The sequence below is a fragment of the Mycobacterium kiyosense genome, from assembly GCA_021654635.1.
Taxonomy (GTDB): Bacteria; Actinomycetota; Actinomycetes; order Mycobacteriales; family Mycobacteriaceae; genus Mycobacterium; species Mycobacterium kiyosense.
The window spans coordinates 2,122,072-2,141,088 of sequence record AP025179.1 but is presented as its reverse complement, the minus strand read 5'-3'; the positions used below and the strand labels follow the sequence as shown (position 1 = coordinate 2,141,088).

Genomic DNA, 19,017 nt, shown 5'->3' with positions numbered 1-19,017 from the left:
GCGTGACCTCACGACGGCGCCGTCTGCCAATTCCCGACGCGCGCCCGCCACGTGTGTCGGGTACCTTCTTGAGGAATTCAGATAGCAGACGGTAGTGTTCACTAAATTCGGTCGGCGGCACGGGAGGAGATCATGACGCCGGGTCTGTACGGCTATTTGACCATTGCCTCTCTGGCAATGATGTTGACTTTCGCCACCGTCGCCTTCACATATGTGAGACGACTCCGCAGCCGGGACTTGCCGCCGATCAGCCGGGAGGTGGGCAGCGCCACGACGGTGGTGCGCAAGCTGCGCAAACGCGAACCCATGACGGCCGAGGAACTGAACTACGCCAGACAGGTGGTCACCGACCGCGGATCGCCGATGGCGCTCGCCATTCCCGGGATGATCTTCATGCTGGGCTGCTTCTATGTGTTCGGCAGCCTCGAACACCTACACGGTGCCAGGCCGTCGGAACGGACCTTCCTCGGGGTGATCCCGATGCTGACCTCCACCAACCTCGCGCTTCGGCTGCTCGCCGGCGCCAGGTTGAAAAAGCTGCTGCCAAAAGCAGTTTGAGTGCGGATGGAGAATCGGGTGAGTAGTCGACCGACCGGCAGGACCTTGTTGGCGCGAGCCTGGATGCCGTTGGTCGCCGTCGTCGCGATCGGCGTCGGGGCGCTGTGCATGTGGAAGGTGCACGAATTCTCCGCTCCCCCTCCGGTCATCACCGTCCTGGGGCAGCAAGCGCCGGAGCAGACCACCCGCAAGGAAATGACCTACGAGTTGTTCGGCAACGTCGGCGACGGCGGAATGCTCGTCTATGTCGACGTCGAAAGCCACCCGCACCGGCTTGACCTGAATACGCTGCCCTGGTCGCACACCGAGACGACGACGCTGACCGTCGTTTCCGGCAGCATCTCGGCACAGGTTCGTGGCGGTCAGATCGGGTGCCGAATAAGGGTGAACGACGTCGTGCGCGACGAACAGTCCGATACCCACCAGGACGCCCATGTCACCTGCCGGGTGAAATCCGCATGAGTGAGCACCGGGCGCCTCGGCCGTTCCTGCCGCGGGCGGTCCGGGCACTGGCGATCCCGATCATCGTCTTCTGGGCGCTGATCGCCGTCACCACCAATACCTTTGTGCCCCAGGTCGAACGGGTCGCCGAAGAACTCGCCGGGCCGATGGTCCCGCATTACGCGCCGTCGCAACGGGCGATGCTGCGCATCGGTGAAAAGTTCCACGAATCCACCTCGACCAGTATGACCATGATCGTCTTAGAAGCCGACCGGCCGCTGGGCGACGTGGACCACCACTACTACGACGACTTGATGCGCCGTCTCAAGCAGGACACCAGCCATGTGCAGTACGTGATGGACCTGTGGGGCAAGCCGATCACCGCGGCGGGCGCCCAGAGCGTGGACGGCAAAGCGGCTTACGTGTTGCTGCGCCTCGCCGGCGACATCGGGCAGATGCAAGCAAATCAGTCGGTCTCCGCGGTGAAACAGATTGTCGCGCACGATACTCCGCCGCCCGGGCTCAAGGTCTACGTCAGTGGCCCGGCCCCGCTGGCTTCCGACACCGTGACGATCGCGAATGCCAGCCTGAACGACATCACCATCGTGACGATCATCCTGATCATCGTGATGCTGTTGCTGGTGTACCGGTCGGTGTCCACGCTGCTGGTCCCGCTGGCCGGCGTGCTGATCGAGATGCTGGTCGCCAAGGGGGTGGTCGCGACGCTCGGCCATCTCGGATACATCGAACTGTCCTCGTTCGCGGTGAACATCGTCGTCGCGCTGACCCTGGGCGCGGGCACCGACTACGGCATCTTCCTGATGGGCCGCTATCACGAGGCACGGCGCGCCGGCGAAGACCGGGAAGAGGCGTTCTACACGGCCTACCGGGGTGTCACACCCATCATCATCGGCTCCGGGCTGACGATCGCCGGGGCGTGTTTCTGCCTGAGTTTCGCCCGGCTCAACTACTTTCACACCATGGGCCCGGCGGTGGCCATCTCGATGCTGCTGACCATCGCGGCGGCGCTGACCCTGGGCCCGGCCGTGTTGACGGTAGGCAGCCTGTTCGGGCTGTTCGATCCGCGGCGCCAGGCTCAGGCGAAACTGTATCGGCGGATCGGGACCAGTGTGGTGCGGTGGCCGGTGCCGATCCTGGTGGCCAGCACCGCTGTTGTCATGTTCGGGGCGGTGTTCGTGCCGACCTACCGGGTCAACTACGACGACCGCCAATACCAGCCGTCCGACGGCCCTGCCAACCAGGGCTTCGCCGCGGCGGATCGGCACTTCTCCAAGAGCAAACTGTTCTCCGAGATGTTGATGGTCGAGACGGATCACGACATGCGGAACTCGGCCGATTTCATCTCACTGGACCGGGTGGCCAAGAGCCTGATCCGACTGCCCGGCGTGGCCATGGTGCAGAGCATCACCCGGCCGATGGGACGTCCGCTCGAGCACGCGACGCTGCCCTACCTGTTCACCACCCAAGGCAGCGGCAACGGCCAACAGCTGCCATTCAACCGTCAGCAGAACGCGAATACCGATCAGCAGGCCCAAATCCAGGCGAACACCGTCGAAGTGCTGGACCGCACCATCGGGCTGCTGCAGAAGATGGCCGACGAGATGCACTCGACCGTGCTCACCATGGAGGACATGAAGAAGGTCACCGAACAGCTCAACCAGGAGCTGTCCAACCTCGACGACTTCTTCCGGCCTCTTCGCTCGTATTTCTATTGGGAGCGGCACTGTTTCGACATTCCGGTGTGCTGGGCGTTCAGGTCGCTGTTCGACGCGCTCGACGGCATCGACAAGATGGCCGCCGATATCAAGGACGCCGTGGCTTCCCTGGAGGTCATCGATAAGCTGCTGCCACAGATGATCTCGCAGATGAAGATCATGCGCGACGACACCGAGGCGCTGCAGGCGCTGCTGGTCAACAGCTACGGATCGGCGGATCTGCAAGCCATCCAGACCGACCAGACCTTCGACGACATGATCAACGTCGGAATCGACTTCGACCGGGCCCGCAGCGACGACTTCTTCTACATCCCCCGGGAGGGATTCGACAACGAAGACGTCAAAACCGGTATGACGCTGATGATGTCGCCCGACGGCAAGGCCGCCCGGTTCATCGTCACCCACGAGGGCAACGCGATGGGCCCCGAAGGGGTACAGCACGTCGAACAGTTCGCCGGGGCCATCACCACGGTGCTCAAAGAGACTTCGCTGGCCGGAGCGCGGGTCTACATCGGCGGCTCGGGCTCCAACGACAAGGACATCAAGCAGTACGCCGCGTCGGATCTGCTGATCGCGGCGATCGCCGCCTTCGTGCTGATCTTCTTGATCATGATGTTTCTGACGCGAAGTCTGGTGGCCGCCTTGGTGATTCCCGGTACCGTCGCCTTCTCCTACGCCGGGGCGTTCGGGCTGTCGGTGTTGGTCTGGCAGCACCTGATCGGGCTGCACCTGCACTGGCTGGTGTTGCCGCTGACGTTCATCATCCTGGTCGCGGTGGGTTCGGACTACAACCTGTTGCTGATCGCCCGCGTCAAGGAGGAGGTGCACGCCGGGTTGAACACCGGCCTGATCCGCGCGCTGGGCAGTACCGGTGCGGTGGTGACGTCGGCGGGACTGGTGTTCGCGTTCACCATGCTCGCGATGCTCAGCAGCGATCTGCGCAGCATCGGCCAGGTGGGTTCCACGGTGTGTATCGGCCTGCTGCTCGACACGCTGGTGGTGCGCTCGTTCGTGGTGCCGTGCCTGCTGCGGATCATGGGGCCGTGGTTCTGGTGGCCCACCCTGGTGCGGTCCCGGCCCGTCCCGCCTCTTCCACCCAGCCACCCACCTCCGCCTCGGCCTCGGCCTCGGCCGTGAACTAGGCACGCTCCCGCGGCGGGTCGCGTCGTGCGAGTCACGCTGGGCGGATGGGATGGGCGGCGGCGGAAACAGAGTCCCGCCCGAAGCTGCCATTGACTAATGTCACCATTTGGTATTGACTCGCTTCCCATGGACGACGATGTTCCAGCCCGCGGGTCGCTGCGCTCCCGGACCGCGATCACGGTCAGCTCGCTGATGCTGCGACCGATCACCGGCGCGATCCGCCCCGATCAGGCATGGGGAGTCTGGACATCACGACAACTCGTCGCCCGGGTGATGGACACCTTCGGCCCGTCGCTGGCCGGCGCCCGGGTCAGACCGGTCGACACCGTCCTTGCCGACGGGCGCCGCGTGGTCGGCGAATGGGTGTACGGGCGTGGTATCCGGCAACATTCATCACACGGCGTCATCTACTACGTGCACGGCAGCGGCTACACGATGTGCTCGCCGCGCACCCATCGCCGGCTGACCTCCTGGCTGTCCGCACTCACCGGGCTGCCGGTGTTCTGCATCGACTACCGGCTGGCACCCCGGCACCGCTTCCCCGCCGCCGCCGACGACGTGCGCGCCGGCTGGGACTGGCTACCGCAGGCCAGCGGAGTGCCGCCGGAAAACATTGTGGTCGTTGCGGATTCGGCCGGCGGCCACCTCTCGGTGGACCTGCTGCTGCAACCCGACGTCGCGCAGAACCCGGCCGCGGCGATGGTGCTGTTCTCGCCGCTGATCGATCTCACCTTCGGACTGTGCGCCGCACGCGAACTGCGACGCCCCGACCCGGCGATACGCGCGGCGGCCGCGGCGAAGTTGGTGGCCCTCTATCACGCCGGGGTGGATCCCACCCACCATCGGCTGACGCTCGACGTGGCGGGTGGCCCGACGCTGCCGCCTGCGCTGATCCAGGCCGGTGGCGCCGAGATGCTGCAGGACGACGCTCGGCAACTCGCCGCCGACATCAGCGCCGCCGGCGGTAGTTGTGAATTGCAGGTCTGGCCCGACCAGATGCATGTGTTCCAGGCACTGCCCCGGATATCACCGGAGGCCCCCAAAGCCATGGCGCACGTACAGCGGTTCATCGCAAAGTCGCTGCGGGACGACATAACTGAGAAAAGTATCGAGCAGGAGGCCGGCTGACCATGTTCGGACCACTGGACAAACTGCGCAACAAGCCGACCACCAGTCGCGACTCGCTGGCAGTGGTGACCGGAGCGGGCAGCGGCATCGGCGCCGCCTTCGCCGTCGAACTCGGCCGTCGCGGTGGCTCGGTGGTGTGCAGCGACATCGACGAGGCGGCCGCGCAACGTACCGCCGAGACCATCAACGAGCTGGGCGCCAAGGCAACGGCGGTGCGCTGCGACGTGTCCGAGTACGAGGAGGTGGCCGTCCTGGCCGAACAGGCGCAGGCCTGGTTCGGCGCGCCACCCACCCTGGTGATCAACAACGCCGGCGTCGGCGCCGGGGGTGCCCCCATCGGCGAAGTGCCGCTTGAGGATTGGCAGCTGACACTGGGGATCAACCTGTGGGGACCCATCTACGGCTGCCAGGTGTTCACTCCGATCCTGCGTGAAGCCGGCCCGTCACACGCGCCCCGCGGGATCATCAATGTCGCCTCGGCAGCTGCGTTCGGCGCGGCTCCCGGAATGGCCGCCTACAACGTCAGCAAGGCCGGGGTGCTCTCGTTGTCGGAGACGCTGGCGGCCGAATTATCCGGCACCGCAGTCAGAGTCACCGTGCTGTGCCCCACCTTCGTCAAGACCAACATCGTCGGTTCGGGCCTCGAAGCCGGACGCATCAGCGAGGAGTCCAGCAACCTGGCCGACCGGTTGATGCGCTGGACCGGCCTGTCGGCGGAGAAGGTCGCCAGGGTCTGCCTGGACACCAACGACCGCGGCGATCTGTACTGCATGCCCCAGCTCGACGCCAAGATCGGCTGGAACATCAAACGCCTTGCCCCCGGGGCTTATACCCGTGGAGTCGGCCTGGTAATGCGGGTGACCAGTCACTGAAACACCCGTCCACCTGAAAGGAGGGCCTGGTGGCCATCGAAATGGAAGCCATGCTCGCCAAGATCAAAGATCGGCAGTGGGCGCTCGCCGACATCGACTGGGATGCACCGGGTGCCGAAACCATCCGGCCCGAGTTCCGGCCGAAACTCAAGGCGTTCATGGCCGACTTGTGCTGGATCGAGAACATCGGCGCCCGCGGGTTCGCGGCGCTGGCCAAGAAGGCGCCCAACCCGACGATCGCCGAAATCTACCGGTACTTCCACGCCGAGGAGCAACGGCACGCCAACGCAGAACTGGCCCTGATGAAGCGTTGGGGCATGCTCGAGGACGGTGAGGTCCCCAAACCCAACGTCAATATCCGGCTGGCCATCGAGTGGCTGGACGCCTACTCCGACGACATGCCGCTGTCGGTGCTGGGCACCGTGATCCCGATGCTGGAGGTGGCGCTGGACGGCGCACTGCTCAAGTTCCTGCTGGACACTGTCGAGGACCCGGTCTGTCACCAGGTGTTCGAGAAGATCAACAACGACGAATCACGCCACATCGCAGTTGATTTCGCGGTGCTGGAGATGATCGGGCACGCCACCGCGCGGCGGCTGGCCATCGAATTCGTCGGCACCGTCGCGACTCCGGGCCTGATCCTGGGCGCGCTGATGTACGTACCGCTGCTCAACCGCATCCGCAACGAGATGGCCGGCATGGGCATGGAGGCCGAGCGACTCTTCAACGCCGTCAAGCGGTTCCGCCAACTCGGCGAGCGCGGTGATCGCACTCCGCGGGTGCCGGCCTACAAACTGCTCAAGCGCCATGCCGGGTGGGTGGTCAACCCACGGCACCCCTACCAGCTGCTGGCCAATTCCATGGTGTGGCTGTCCGACTTCTACCCCAAGCCGTTGCTGCGCCCGATGCCGAGCTGGTCGCGGGAGCTCACCCACGAGCCGGCGGCGTAGCACATGGCGACCGAACGCACTTATCAGACGCTGATCATCGGAGCCGGCTTCACCGGGCTCGGGGCGGCAATCCGGTTGGCCGAAGCCGGAATCGACGACGTCGTGATCCTGGAACGATCCGACCGGGTGGGCGGCACCTGGCGCGACACCCGCTATCCGGGGGCCAGCTGCGACGTCCCGTCGCTGCTGTACTCGTACTCGTTCGTCACGAACCCGAAGTGGTCGCGGACCTATTCCCCGGCCCCGGAGATCTATCGCCACATCGAGGAGATGGCCACCCGGTTCGGGACCCGCGACAAGATCCGGTTCGGCCACCAGGTCAGCGGCCTGACGTTCGACGAAGAGGCCGGCGTCTGGACCGCGAAGACCAAGAACCGCAAGCGGTTTCGGGCGCGCACCGTGGTGCTGGCGTCCGGGCCGCTGTCCGATGCCAGCTTCCCGGACATCCGCGGGCTGGACAGCTACCAGGGCCACAAGATTCACAGCGCCCGTTGGGACTGCGACTACGACTTCACCGGCAAGAAGGTGGCCGTCATCGGCACTGGCGCCAGCGCGATCCAGATCGTCCCGGAACTGGTCAAGCAGGCCGGGTTCGTCAAGGTGTTCCAGCGCACGCCCGGCTGGGTATTGCCGCGGCTGGACGTCGCCACCCCGCCCGCGGTGCAGGCGTTGTTCGCCAAACTTCCTGCCACCCAACAGCTCGCCCGCCAGGTGCTGTTCTGGGGCCACGAAGCCACCGCGACGGCGATGGTGTGGAACACCCCGCTGACCGCACTGGTGGCCCGGCTCGGCAAGGCCCACATCCGCGCGCAGGTCAAAGACCCCTGGCTGCGTCGCCAGCTGACACCGGACTTCGCGCCCGGCTGCAAACGGATGCTGATCTCCAGCGACTACTACCCGGCCCTGCAGCGCGAGAACTGCAAACTGATCGACTGGCCGATCGCGACGCTGAGCCCGGCCGGGATCCGCACCAGCGACGGCGTCGAACACCACCTGGACTGCATCGTGTTCGCCACCGGCTACGACGTCCACCTGAGCGGGCCGCCGTTCCCGGTCACCGGACTCGGCGGGCGCGCACTGGCCGCGGAATGGGCCGGTGGCGCACAGGCTTACAAGAGCATCAACGCGCACGGCTACCCGAATCTGTTCTTCATGACCGGCCCGAACTCCGGGCCCGGCCACAACTCGCTGCTGGTCTACATCGAAGGCCAGCTCGACTACGCGGTGCGGGGCATCAAAACCATCCTCGATGACGACCTGCGCTACCTCGACGTGCGCGAAGACGTCCAACGCCGGCACAACCAGCGCATCCAGCGCCGGTTGACCAAGACGACGTGGAACTCGGGCTGCCAGAGCTGGTATCTGACCAAGGACGGGTTCAACGGGTCGATGTACCCGGGGACGGCCACGCAGTATCTTCGCCAGATGCACAACTTCCGGTACGAGCACTACGACGCGATCGCCAACAATGCCCACGACACCCGGGACCGCGTCAGCGCACCGGCGTGACGCAACGCAGCGGCGGGGCGGCGGATCGACCGCCCCGTCCCGAGCCCGGCACCATCGCCAGCGTGCTGTACAACGTGCGCCGCACGCCGAAACGCGTGCGGCGCCAGTCCCGTGACTTCGTCGAAGCGGCGGTGACTCAGCTGTTCGACGCCGCGGTCCGCAATCCGCACGGCGCCGGCGAATCCGGGGAGTATCGGATCGAGGAGCTGGCCCGACTGGTCGGCACCACCACCCGCAACATCCGGGTCTACCGCGACCGCGGTCTGTTGCCACCGCCGCTGCGCGTCGGGCGCATCGCGTTGTTCAACGACACCCACCTGACCCGGCTGCGGCTGATCACCTCGATGCTGGACCGCGGCTACACCATCGCCCACGTGCGGGAGATGGTCAGCGCGTGGGAAGAAGGCAAAAACCTCGGCGACGTGCTGGGCCTGGAATCGGCCATCGTGGGGACCTGGACGACCGAGAAGCCCCAGACCATGCCGCTGACCGAAGCGCGCGAACTCGTGGACGACCCAAGCTCTTTCGACCGCATAGTGGGGCTGGGGTTGATCCGCATCGAAGGCGACCAGGCCACGCTGACCCGACCCAAACTCATCGAGGCCTTCAACGAGGTCCGCGGCTACGGGATCAGCACACACCGGCTCATCGACCTGCACGAGCAGATCGTGCCGAAGATCGATGAGATCAGCGACCTGCTGGTGCAAGCCGGTTTCGAACACGTCGCGGACCGCATCAAGCCCGGTGAGGCGCTGCCGGCGGACGCCGAAGTGGCCGAGCTGATCACCATGCTGGTGCGGTTCCGGACTCAAGCGGTCGCCACCGTCACCGCGACCCTGGCATCGTCGATCGAAGCCAACATCGAATCTCTGGTCAGCCGACTGCTGGCGGAATACCTGGAGAAGTCGGCCGCCGCCGAGACCGGAACCTGAGCGCGTTCCCTCAGTGCCTGCTCAGCGTCAGCGTCCCGTCGGTCTTGAGCACCTTGCTGGCCGTGATCCGCTCGGCTTTGCGCGCCTCGCGATCGAGGTATCGCTGCTTGGACTCGTCGAACTTGTCGGAGGCCTGCTCGAGCTCTTTGATCAGCACGGCCAGGTCGTCGCGCATCCACGCGGCCTCGCCGGTGAAGTCCTCGCGTTCGAAGATCCGCCACTTGCGCAGCACCGGCATGACCACCTCTTCGAGGTGGATACGCGGGTCGTAGACGCCGCCGACGGCGATGATCACCGCCTTGCGCCGGAACTCAGGCACGGTGAATCCGGGCATCTTGAAGTTGCGCAGGATCCGGTGCACCGAACGCATGGCCTGGTTGGGCGCGATGTCCAGGCCGGCCTCGCTGACGTCGCGGTAGAAGATCATGTGCAGGTTCTCGTCGTGAGAGACCCGGGCGAGCAGCTGGTCGGCGATGCTGTCGTTGCAGGCTTTGCCGGTGTTGCGGTGCGAGACGCGAGTCGCCAGCTCCTGGAACGAGACGTACATGACCGAGTCGAAGATGCTCTCGGCAAACAGGTCGCCCTGCTGGTTCTGGCCCGGGCTGAAGCCTCTGGTCATTTGCTCCACGCGCAGTTTCTCCAGCTCCACCGGATCGACCGCGCGGGTCACCACCAGGTAGTCGCGCAACGCGGTGCTGTGCCGGTTCTCTTCGGCGGTCCAGCGGTTGACCCACTGCCCCCAGGGCCCGTCCATGCTGAAGTTCATCGCGATCTCGCGGTGGTAGGACGGTAAGTTGTCCTCTGTCAACAGGTTCTGCACCATTGCGACCTGTGCCACGTCGGACAGCTGACTCTGCCCCGGCTCCCAGTCCTGGCCGTCCAGGGTGTAGTAATTCCTGCCGTCCGACCACGGGATGTAGTCGTGCGGACTCCACTCCTTGAACACCGACAGGTGGCGGTTGAGCAGTCGCTCCACCACCGGTTCCAGCTCTTCGAGTAGCTGCAGGTTGGTCATTTCTTTGGACACAGCAATCTCCCAGTTATCGATGTGCGGGGGTTATCAGCCCCAGGTTGCCGTCGTGGCGCGGGTACAGCAGCCCTCCGCGCCCGGTGGTCGCGTCGGTGTAGAACAGGTGCCGCAGCCCGTGGTCGCGTGCGCGGCGCACCGCGGCATCCTCGGAAAGCACCGGTGCGGCAAGGGGATTGACGATCAGCGGCACGGGTGGGCCGGAGTCCTCCGGTGACCACACCCAGCCCGGGGGACGCACGTGCTGCTGGCGGGCCAGGCGCAATCCGGACGGGCCGGCCCGATACACCACCGCGTCCTCACCCGTCTCGGCGTCGGTGAACAGATGCACGTCGTAGTCCATCGCGTCCATCACCTGGACGGCATCCAGTGGTGCGGTGCGTTGCAGCACAACCGTTTTACGACGGGTAAGCGTGGCGTCCGGGGCGACGGTCATCGGCCTGCGGGTCTGGTCCGGCCACGGGCGGGGCCGCCACGGCGCACAGAGCCGGGCCACCTGGCGGTCCAGCCTGGCCAGGGCCGGCGCCAGATCGTCGACGCCGCTGGTGACGGCCGCCACACGGGCCGGCAGGTCGCCGATCCGCAGGTTCACCTGCACCACCATCGGACCGCGCCCGCACCGCCCCGTCTTGACCCGCACCCGGGCACCACCGGTGAGCCCGCGACGATCCAGAATGCACTTGACTGCCCGGGCAATCTGTTCGGCGCGGGCAGTCGACAGGTTTCCACCGGAGAAAACGGTGACCTCGGGTGATTCCTGCACGAACTCGGGTGCACCCATTCCCTGCGACCCCGCTTTCCTGTTATTCGTGACGATTCACGTTCAGCGACACCGAATGTCACCGTTAACCAGGGTCGCTGGCAGGCACCTGCACCGAATAGGGACCAAAGTCCCGCGCGGACATGCCGTCGGTCACCTCATGGTGGCGTCGACAGGGGACGCCCGAATGGCGTGGATGCCGCCGATTTCGTCGGTGTGGACCCGCGCCCACGGCGGTCCGGGCAGCCTCAGCCCGTCAGTGCCGCTCGACAAGGTAGGGCGTCAAGGTGGAGAGCTTCTCGCAGGTCTCTTCGAATTCACGCTCGGGGTCGGACGCCTCGATGATGCCCGCGCCGGCCCGCAGCCAGCCACGCCCTTCGCATTCGTACGCGGCTCGCAGCGCCAGGGCGGCGTCGAGTCCCCCGTCCGACGAGAAGGTCACCACCGCACCCGAATACAACCCGCGTGGGCCCTCGTCCAGACGCAGGATTGCTTCCACACCACTGGCTTTCGGGATACCTGAGGCGGTGACGGCCGGGAACAGCGCTTCCAGCGCGTCCATTCGGTCACTGGCCGGGTCCAGCCGCCCGGTGACGGTCGACCCCAGGTGCTGCACGCTGCCTCGTTCGCGCACCGCCATGAAGTCGACGACGGCCGCGGTTCCCGGCTCGGCGATCTCGCTGATCTCCTGAAGCGAGGTGCGTACCGAAATGGCGTGCTCGACAATCTCTTTGGAATTCGACTCCAGATCGTCGCGGGCCTGCCGGTCGGGTACGGCACCGCGGCCCAGCGCACGTGTTCCGGCCAACGGCTCGGTGACCACCACACCGTCGGGCAGTACCGCGGTGACCAGTTCCGGGCTATAACCCAGCGCGCGGATACCCCCGAGCCGCAACAGGAACGACCGCACGGGCGTGTTGTGGCGCCGGCCCAGCCGGTAGGTCGCCGGAAAGTCCAGCGCGAAGGGTATTTCCAGCGAGCGCGACAGGATCACCTTGTCGTAGTTTCCGGCGACGATCTCGCCGACGGCCACCGCCACCCGATCGCGATAACCCGAGGGGTCCGCCGACAGGTCCACCGTCGTGGGCCGGGGCACCGCGCGCACTCCGTCGGCAAGCAACCGCTCCACGGTTTCCCGGTGCTTGGCGTCGGCGCTGAACAGGCGGATCTCCTCCGCGGTGACCACGATGCGGGTGCGCGGCCAGAACAGCCGGGCCAGCGGCGTGTGCGGCGCCAGCCGTTGTTGCAGACCGAAGCGATAGACGCCGAATTCGAAAGCAACCCAGCCGAAGAGATGGTCGGTTTCCAGCAGCAAGCGGTCGATGGCCTCGCCCAGCACCGCCGCCGGGCGCCCCGTCCACCGCTGGCGCCGGGTCACGCCGTCACGCACGACCCGCAGCTCGTCGCTGTCCAGTTCCACCATCGCCTGCACGCCGGCAGCCAGCACCCATTGCCCGTTCTGCTCGTAGAGCAGGTATTCGTCGCCCACCGGCTCAGCGAGCCGGGCGGCCAGTTCGGCAGCTACGTCAGCGGGGTCGACCCCGCCCGGCAGCGGGATGGCCGGCGACTCGGTGCTGGAAGAACTCGTCTCGACACTGGCCTCCATCATAATTAGTAAATGTAGCCTAACCTATCCACTAAGGCGGGGGGCGCCCCCGGGAGCGCGCCGGCCGTCCCCGGTACGGCCCGGCGGCGCGGTGCCGAGGGTCGCGTCGACGTCAAGCCGACTGCGCTGGCGCCTGTGCGCCGACCCGACACGGGGCTCCCAGCAAACTGACAGGTAATTGGTACTCGATCCACACCCTGCACCGACAAACGGCGCCAGCCTGCGAAATTGCGATTTCCGCTGGTTACAAGCAGATTTCGGCGAGGGTACCGGCACGAAAACTGGGCTAAATCGGCAGCTTGTCCGCTCCAGCTGAGTGGCGGGTGGACATCGGCGCGGTTACGTTCGCAGCGATATCTCGCGGTCGCCCACCGACGGCCGGTTGTTCTCGAATCGCGATGAGCGCGGAGGGTGTCGGATGCTGCACGAGTTCTGGGAGAACTTCACCCACAACCTGTTCAAGCCGCTACTGCTGTTCTTCTACTTCGGGTTTCTGATCCCAATCCTCAAGGTTCGCTTCGAATTTCCCTACGTCATCTACCAAGGCCTGACGATGTACCTGCTGCTGGCCATCGGCTGGCACGGCGGCGAGGAACTGGCCAAGATCAAGCCCTCAAGCATCGGCGTCATCGTCGGCTTCATGGTGGTCGGCTTCGTGTTGAATTTCGTGATCGGCAGCTTGGCCTACTTCCTGCTCGGTCGCATGACCCGAATGCGGCGCGTCGACCGAGCCACGGTCGCCGGCTATTACGGATCGGACTCGGCCGGCACCTTCGCCACCTGCGTCGCGGTGCTGACCAGTGTCGGACTCGTCTTCAACGCCTACATGCCTGTCATGTTGGCGGTCATGGAGATCCCGGGCTGTCTGGTGGCGCTGTACCTGGTGGCTCGTCTGCGGCACCGCGGCATGGACCAGGCGGGTTATCTGCCCGACGAGCCCGGCTACACCGCACCCGCCCGGGTCAGCATCGGCCCCGGCACCGTGGCCCGGCCCGCCAGTGGCCAGAGCGTCGAGAGCGAAGAACGCGCCATCGAGCAGGAGCTCGAGCTGTCGATGGAAAAGAACGAACACGGCGGCTGGGACGACACCGTTACCAAACCGGGCACCAGTGCCAAGAAGGCGTCGCTGTTCTCCCGCGATCTGCTGCAGGAGGTGTTCCTGAATCCGGGGCTGTGCCTGCTGCTCGGCGGCATCGTCATCGGCCTGATCAGCGGGCTGCAGGGCGAGAAAGTCGTCCACGACGACGACACCTTCTTCGTCACCGCCTTTCAGGGCGTGCTGGCGCTGTTCCTGCTGGAAATGGGCATGACGGCGTCACGCAAGCTGCGCGACCTGCGCAGCGCGGGGAAGGGCTTCATCGTCTTCGGGCTGCTGGCCCCGAATGTCTTTGCCGCACTTGGCATCGTCGTCGCGCACAGCTACGCGGCACTGACCGGCGCGGACTTCAAACCAGGCACCTACGTGTTGTTCGCCGTGCTGTGCGGTGCGGCCTCCTACATCGCCGTTCCCGCCGTCCAGCGCCTCGCGATCCCCGAAGCCAGCCCGACACTGCCGCTGGCGGCATCACTGGGCCTGACGTTCTCCTACAACGTGACGATCGGGATCCCGCTGTACATCGAATTCGCCCGCCTGGTCGGACACTGGTTCCATACCAGCCGAAACCCGGGTCAGCCCAGCAGCGTCCGCACCACACCGTCGGCCAGTAGCCGCCCCCGGTCGGTGAGCACCAGGCGGTCGCCGGCGGATTCCAGCAGCCCGTCGGCCCGCGCCGTCTCGGCCCGCTGACGTTCGGCTGCGTCCAGCAGATCAAGCGAAAGACCTTGTCGCAGCCGGATTCCCAGCAACACCTCCTCGGTGTGCAGCGCATCCGGGCCGAGTTCTTCGAAACCGGCTACCGGCAACGCACCATCCGCCAGTAGCTCGGCATAAGCGTTGGGATGCTTGACATTCCACCATCGGGTGGTGCCGACGTAGCCGTGCGCGCCCGGTCCCGCACCCCACCACTGACCACCGTTCCAGTAACCGAGGTTGTGCCGGCACTCACCTCCGGGCCGAGACCAGTTCGACACCTCGTACCAGTTCATCCCTGCCGCCGAAAGACGTTCGTCGACCAGTTCGTAGCGATGCGCGAGCACGTCGTCGTCGGGGGCGGTGAGTTCACCGGCACGGACCCGCCTGGCCATCGCGGTGCCCTGCTCGACCACCAGCGCGTAGGCCGAGACGTGATCGACCCCGGTCTGCACCGCCGTGTCCACCGAGCGCAGCAGATCGTCGTCGCTCTCCCCCGGAGTTCCGTAGATCAGGTCCAGGCTGACGTGCTCGAAACCCACCGCCAGCGCCTCGCGGGCGGCCGCCGCCGACCGGTTGGGAGTGTGCACCCGGTCCAGCACACCGAGTACGTGCGGAACCACCGACTGCATGCCGAGCGATACCCGCGTATAGCCGGCCGCGCGGATCGTCTCGAAGAACTCCGGCCACGTCGACTCCGGGTTGGCCTCGGTGGTGATCTCGGCGTCCGGCGCCAGGGCGAAGTGTTCGCGCACCTGGTTCAGCAGGGTGGTCAAGCGGGCAGCGCCCAGCAGCGACGGCGTCCCCCCGCCGACGAAGACGGTCTGCACCGTCGGGCCGTCCAGCCGGGCGGCCGCCAACTCCAGCTCGGTGCGCAACGCCGCCAGCCAGGCGTCCGGGTTCACCCCGCCCAGTTCAGCCGGGGTGTAGGTGTTGAAGTCGCAGTATCCGCACCGGGTGATGCAGAACGGGACGTGTACGTACAGCCCGAACGGTCGTCCCGCAGTGGGCCGCGCCGCCGGTAGCTCCGCGTGGGGGGCTGACCCGGTCTCGCTCCGGGTCTCGCTGAGGGCCATGCCCGAAATTCTGGCACGAAGCCCCTGTATATGACGTTTTCCCAGGCTGTTCCCGGTTTTCTTGGCCTGATCACTCAGGTTTGGGACCTAGTTTTAATCACTGTGATGAGAAATTTGACCTGGTAGCACGGCACGTCGGGATTCATGGCAGAATGGCACCCGTGACTGTCGCCGAATCGAACCTGCGGGTAGCGCTGGTGGTGCGACGGCATATCGACCTCAAGCGCGTTTGCAGCTGCTGCTGTCTGTCTTGATGTCGTAGACCCAGCCCATCTGTACCCCTGGCTGCCGGATCTGCGCCGCCGGAAGCAACGGTGCGCTGCGCGGATTCCAGCCGGTCTCGTTCGTGAAGGAGTCCCCGTATGACCACAGCACGCCCCGCGAAGGCGCCCCGCAATGAGGGACAGTGGGCGCTGGGCAATCGCGAGCCGCTGAACCCCAACGAGGAGATGAAGAAAGCCGGCGCGCCCCTCGAGGTCCGCGAGCGCATCGAGAACATCTACTCCAAGCAGGGCTTCGACAGCATCGACAAGAGCGACCTGCGCGGCCGTTTCCGCTGGTGGGGCCTGTACACCCAGCGCGAGCAGGGCTACGACGGCTCGTTCACCGGCGACGACAACATGGACATGCTCGAGGCCAAGTACTTCATGATGCGGGTGCGCTGCGACGGCGGTGCCATCTCGGCGACCGCGTTGCGCGTATTGGGCCAGATCTCGACGGAGTTCGCCCGCGACACCGCCGACATCTCCGACCGGGAGAACATCCAGTACCACTGGATCCGGGTCGAGGACGTCCCGGAGATCTGGCGCCGGCTCGACGAGGTGGGGTTGCAGACCACCGAGGCCTGCGGCGACTGCCCCCGCGTGGTGCTCGGTTCGCCGCTGGCCGGTGAATCGCTGGACGAGGTGCTCGACCCCACCTGGGCGATCGACGAGATCGTCAAGCGCTACATCGGCAAGCCCGAGTACGCCGACCTGCCGCGCAAGTACAAGACCGCCATCTCCGGGCTGCAGGACGTCGCCCACGAGATCAACGACATCGCGTTCATCGGAGTCAACCACCCCGAGCACGGGCCCGGGCTGGACCTGTGGGTCGGCGGCGGGCTCTCCACCAACCCGATGCTGGCCCAGCGGCTCGGGGCGTGGGTTCCGCTGGACGAGGTGCCCGAGGTGTGGGAGGCGGTGACGTCGATCTTCCGGGACTACGGTTACCGGCGACTGCGCGCCAAGGCGCGGCTGAAGTTCCTGGTCAAGGACTGGGGCGTGCAGAAGTTCCGGGAGGTCCTGGAGACCGAGTACCTCAAGCGTCCACTGATCGACGGCCCGGCGCCCGACCAGATCGCGCACCCGATCGACCACGTGGGCGTGCAGCGACTCAAGAACGGGCTCAACGCCATCGGCGTCTCCCCCATCGCCGGACGGGTCTCCGGCACCATCCTGAGCGCGGTCGCGGACCTGGCCGACAACGCCGGATCCAACCGGATCCGGCTCACCCCTTACCAGAAGCTGGTCATGCTCGACGTGCCCGACGATAAAGTCGACGAGACGGTCGCTGGACTGGAAAGCCTGGGCCTGCAATCGAAGCCGTCGCGCTGGCGCCGAAACCTGATGGCGTGCAGCGGAATCGAATTCTGCAAACTGTCATTCGCCGAAACACGGGTGCGGGCACAGTCTTTGGCGCCCGAGCTGGAAGCCCGGCTGGAGGACATCAACGGCGAACTCGACGTGCCGATCACGGTCAACATCAACGGCTGCCCCAACTCGTGCGCCCGCATCCAGATCGCCGACATCGGGTTCAAGGGCCAGATGGTCGACGACGGCAACGGCGGCTCGGTCGAAGGCTTCCAGGTTCACCTCGGCGGCGGCCTCGGCCTGGACAGCGGCTTCGGGCGCAAACTGCGCCAGCACAAGGTCACCAGCGAAGAGCTGGGCGATTACATCGACCGGGTGACCCGCAACTTCCTCAAACACCGCAACGACGGTGAACGCTTCGCGCAGTGGGCCATCCGCGCGGAGGAGGACGACTTGCGATGAGCGAGGCGCCCAAACTGAACGAGGACCAACTGCGCGAGCTGGCGGCCCGCGGCGCTGCCGAACTCGACGGTGCCGACGCCATGGAGCTGTTGCGGTGGACCGAGCAGCACTTCGGCAACATCAACGGACCGCGCGGCTGGGCGACGTGCAACTACGTGGTGGCCTCCAACATGCAGGACGCGGTGCTGGTGGATCTGGCCGCCAAGGTGCGCCCGGGTGTTCCGGTGATGTTCCTGGACACCGGCTATCACTTCGTGGAGACCATCGGCACCCGCGACGCGATCGAATCCGTCTACGACATCCGGGTGGTCAATGTCACCCCGGAGCACTCGGTGGCAGAGCAGGACAAGCTGCTGGGCAAGGACCTGTTCAGCCGGGACCCCGGCGAGTGCTGCCGGCTGCGCAAGGTCGTTCCGCTGGGCAAGGCGTTGCGCGGGTATTCCGCGTGGGTGACCGGCATCCGCCGGGTCGAGGCGCCGACCCGTGCCAATGCCCCGCTGATCAGCTTCGACGAGGCGTTCAAGCTGGTGAAGATCAACCCGCTGGCCGCCTGGTCAGACCAGGACATGCAGGACTACATCGACAAGCACGATGTGTTGGTCAATCCCCTTGTCTACGAAGGATATCCGTCAATCGGTTGCGCCCCGTGCACGGCCAAGCCGATCGAAGGCGCCGATCCGCGCAGCGGGCGCTGGCAGGGGCAGGCCAAGACCGAATGCGGGCTGCACGCGTCGTGACCCCTCTCATATTGACCGCGCACGGCAGCGCCGACCCGCGGTCGGCGGCCAACGCCCGCGCCGTCGCGGCCCGGGTGGCCCGGCTGCGCCCCGGCCTCGACGTGCGGGTTGCGTTCTGCGAGCACAACTCTCCGGGCCTGGGCGAGGTGCTGGACTCGTGTGCCGGTGCGGCGATTGTGACGCCGCTGCTACTGGCCGACGCCTACCACGCACGCGTGGACATTCCGGGCCAGATCGCAGCGTGCGGTGTCGGCGACCTGGTCCGGCAGGCCGGCGTGTTGGGCGAGGACGACCGGCTGGTGTCGGTGCTGCGGCACCGGGTCGTCGAACTGGGGGTGTCGCGGCTCGACGACAGCGTCGGCGTGCTGGTGGTGGCGATCGGTTCGTCGAACCCGGTCGCGAATGCGCGTACAGCCGCGGTGGCCCCCAGGCTGGCAGCCGGAACCCGTTGGGCCGCAGTGGCAACGGCGTTCGCCACGCACACCGAACCGTCGCTGGACGAAGCGGTCGATGAGTTGCGCAGCCAGGGCGCCGGCCGGGTGGTCATCGCGCCGTGGTTCCTGGCGCCGGGCCGCATCCCGGACCGGGTCGAGCGGTTCGCGCGCGGCGCCGGGGCGGCGATGGCCGCGCCGCTGGGCGCGCACCGCCTGGTGGCCGCGACGGTGCTGGACCGCTTCGATCAAGCTGCGGCGCAACGCATCGCGGCCTGACCCGGGCGTC

At 66.3% G+C, this 19,017-nt stretch carries 16 protein-coding genes and 1 pseudogene; 13 read left to right on the top strand and 4 right to left on the bottom strand.

What is annotated here, in order from left to right; all coding sequences use genetic code 11:
* The first annotated feature begins 132 nt into the window (after positions 1 to 132).
* The 8 genes from L6444_RS10145 (at position 133) to L6444_RS10110 (ending at position 9,269) form a co-directional block, all read left to right on the top strand.
* A complete protein-coding gene (locus L6444_RS10145; RefSeq protein WP_236982176.1) occupies positions 133 to 558 on the top strand; it encodes a hypothetical protein in 426 nt (141 codons plus the stop codon).
* An 18-nt stretch (positions 559 to 576) separates the two neighbouring features.
* Positions 577 to 1,020, top strand: coding sequence for an MmpS family transport accessory protein (locus tag L6444_RS10140; protein ID WP_236982174.1), 444 nt, complete (start codon positions 577 to 579; stop codon positions 1,018 to 1,020).
* The gene (locus L6444_RS10135) at positions 1,017 to 3,872 is read left to right on the top strand and encodes an MMPL/RND family transporter (RefSeq protein WP_236982172.1); all 2,856 of its coding nucleotides are present in this window, start codon (positions 1,017 to 1,019) and stop codon (positions 3,870 to 3,872) included. The genes L6444_RS10140 and L6444_RS10135 overlap by 4 nt, the downstream gene beginning before the upstream one ends.
* Before the next feature lie 132 nt (positions 3,873 to 4,004).
* A complete protein-coding gene (locus L6444_RS10130) occupies positions 4,005 to 5,006 on the top strand; it encodes an alpha/beta hydrolase (protein WP_236982170.1) in 1,002 nt (333 codons plus the stop codon).
* A 2-nt stretch (positions 5,007 to 5,008) separates the two neighbouring features.
* Positions 5,009 to 5,878, top strand: coding sequence for an SDR family NAD(P)-dependent oxidoreductase (locus tag L6444_RS10125; protein WP_236982168.1), 870 nt, complete (start codon positions 5,009 to 5,011; stop codon positions 5,876 to 5,878).
* 29 nt (positions 5,879 to 5,907) lie between these two features.
* Positions 5,908 to 6,828: a ferritin family protein gene (locus L6444_RS10120; RefSeq protein WP_236982161.1), complete on the top strand. Its 921-nt coding sequence runs from the start codon at positions 5,908 to 5,910 to the stop codon at positions 6,826 to 6,828.
* Between the two features lie 3 nt (positions 6,829 to 6,831).
* A complete protein-coding gene (locus tag L6444_RS10115; protein WP_236982159.1) occupies positions 6,832 to 8,337 on the top strand; it encodes a flavin-containing monooxygenase in 1,506 nt (501 codons plus the stop codon).
* Positions 8,334 to 9,269, top strand: a complete 936-nt coding sequence (locus L6444_RS10110; RefSeq protein ID WP_236982157.1) for a MerR family transcriptional regulator — start codon at positions 8,334 to 8,336, stop codon at positions 9,267 to 9,269. The genes L6444_RS10115 and L6444_RS10110 overlap by 4 nt, the downstream gene beginning before the upstream one ends.
* Before the next feature lie 10 nt (positions 9,270 to 9,279).
* Here the strand turns inward: L6444_RS10110 and L6444_RS10105 are convergent, their stop codons facing one another.
* From L6444_RS10105 to L6444_RS10095, 3 genes are all read right to left on the bottom strand, one after another.
* The gene (locus L6444_RS10105; RefSeq protein WP_370653192.1) at positions 9,280 to 10,284 is read right to left on the bottom strand and encodes an acyl-ACP desaturase; all 1,005 of its coding nucleotides are present in this window, start codon (positions 10,282 to 10,284) and stop codon (positions 9,280 to 9,282) included.
* Between the two features lie 25 nt (positions 10,285 to 10,309).
* The gene (locus L6444_RS10100; RefSeq protein WP_236982153.1) at positions 10,310 to 11,077 is read right to left on the bottom strand and encodes a sigma 54 modulation/S30EA ribosomal C-terminal domain-containing protein; all 768 of its coding nucleotides are present in this window, start codon (positions 11,075 to 11,077) and stop codon (positions 10,310 to 10,312) included.
* Positions 11,078 to 11,312: 235 nt separating this feature from the next.
* The gene (locus L6444_RS10095; RefSeq protein ID WP_236982151.1) at positions 11,313 to 12,665 is read right to left on the bottom strand and encodes a salicylate synthase; all 1,353 of its coding nucleotides are present in this window, start codon (positions 12,663 to 12,665) and stop codon (positions 11,313 to 11,315) included.
* Between the two features lie 415 nt (positions 12,666 to 13,080).
* Here L6444_RS10095 and L6444_RS10090 point away from each other — a divergent pair.
* Positions 13,081 to 14,310: pseudogene (locus L6444_RS10090) on the top strand (sodium-dependent bicarbonate transport family permease); the annotation flags it as partial.
* 20 nt (positions 14,311 to 14,330) lie between these two features.
* Here the strand turns inward: L6444_RS10090 and hemW are convergent.
* Positions 14,331 to 15,527: a radical SAM family heme chaperone HemW gene (gene hemW, locus L6444_RS10085; protein ID WP_236982149.1), complete on the bottom strand. Its 1,197-nt coding sequence runs from the start codon at positions 15,525 to 15,527 to the stop codon at positions 14,331 to 14,333.
* A 152-nt stretch (positions 15,528 to 15,679) separates the two neighbouring features.
* Between hemW and L6444_RS30520 the strand changes: the two genes are divergently transcribed.
* The 4 genes from L6444_RS30520 to L6444_RS10070 all read left to right on the top strand — a co-directional run bounded on the left by L6444_RS30520 (position 15,680) and on the right by L6444_RS10070 (position 19,007).
* Positions 15,680 to 15,781, top strand: coding sequence for an Ms4527A family Cys-rich leader peptide (locus tag L6444_RS30520; protein ID WP_370652898.1), 102 nt, complete (start codon positions 15,680 to 15,682; stop codon positions 15,779 to 15,781).
* 108 nt (positions 15,782 to 15,889) lie between these two features.
* Positions 15,890 to 17,560, top strand: a complete 1,671-nt coding sequence (locus L6444_RS10080; RefSeq protein ID WP_236982147.1) for a nitrite/sulfite reductase — start codon at positions 15,890 to 15,892, stop codon at positions 17,558 to 17,560.
* Positions 17,557 to 18,297 (top strand): phosphoadenylyl-sulfate reductase, encoded by a 741-nt coding sequence (locus L6444_RS10075; RefSeq protein ID WP_236982145.1) that lies wholly within the window; start codon positions 17,557 to 17,559, stop codon positions 18,295 to 18,297. Before L6444_RS10080 ends, L6444_RS10075 begins: the two co-directional genes overlap by 4 nt.
* Positions 18,294 to 19,007 carry a sirohydrochlorin chelatase gene (locus L6444_RS10070; protein WP_236982143.1) on the top strand — a complete coding sequence of 238 codons (714 nt, stop codon included), beginning with the start codon at positions 18,294 to 18,296 and terminating at the stop codon, positions 19,005 to 19,007. Before L6444_RS10075 ends, L6444_RS10070 begins: the two co-directional genes overlap by 4 nt.
* Positions 19,008 to 19,017: the final 10 nt, after the last annotated feature.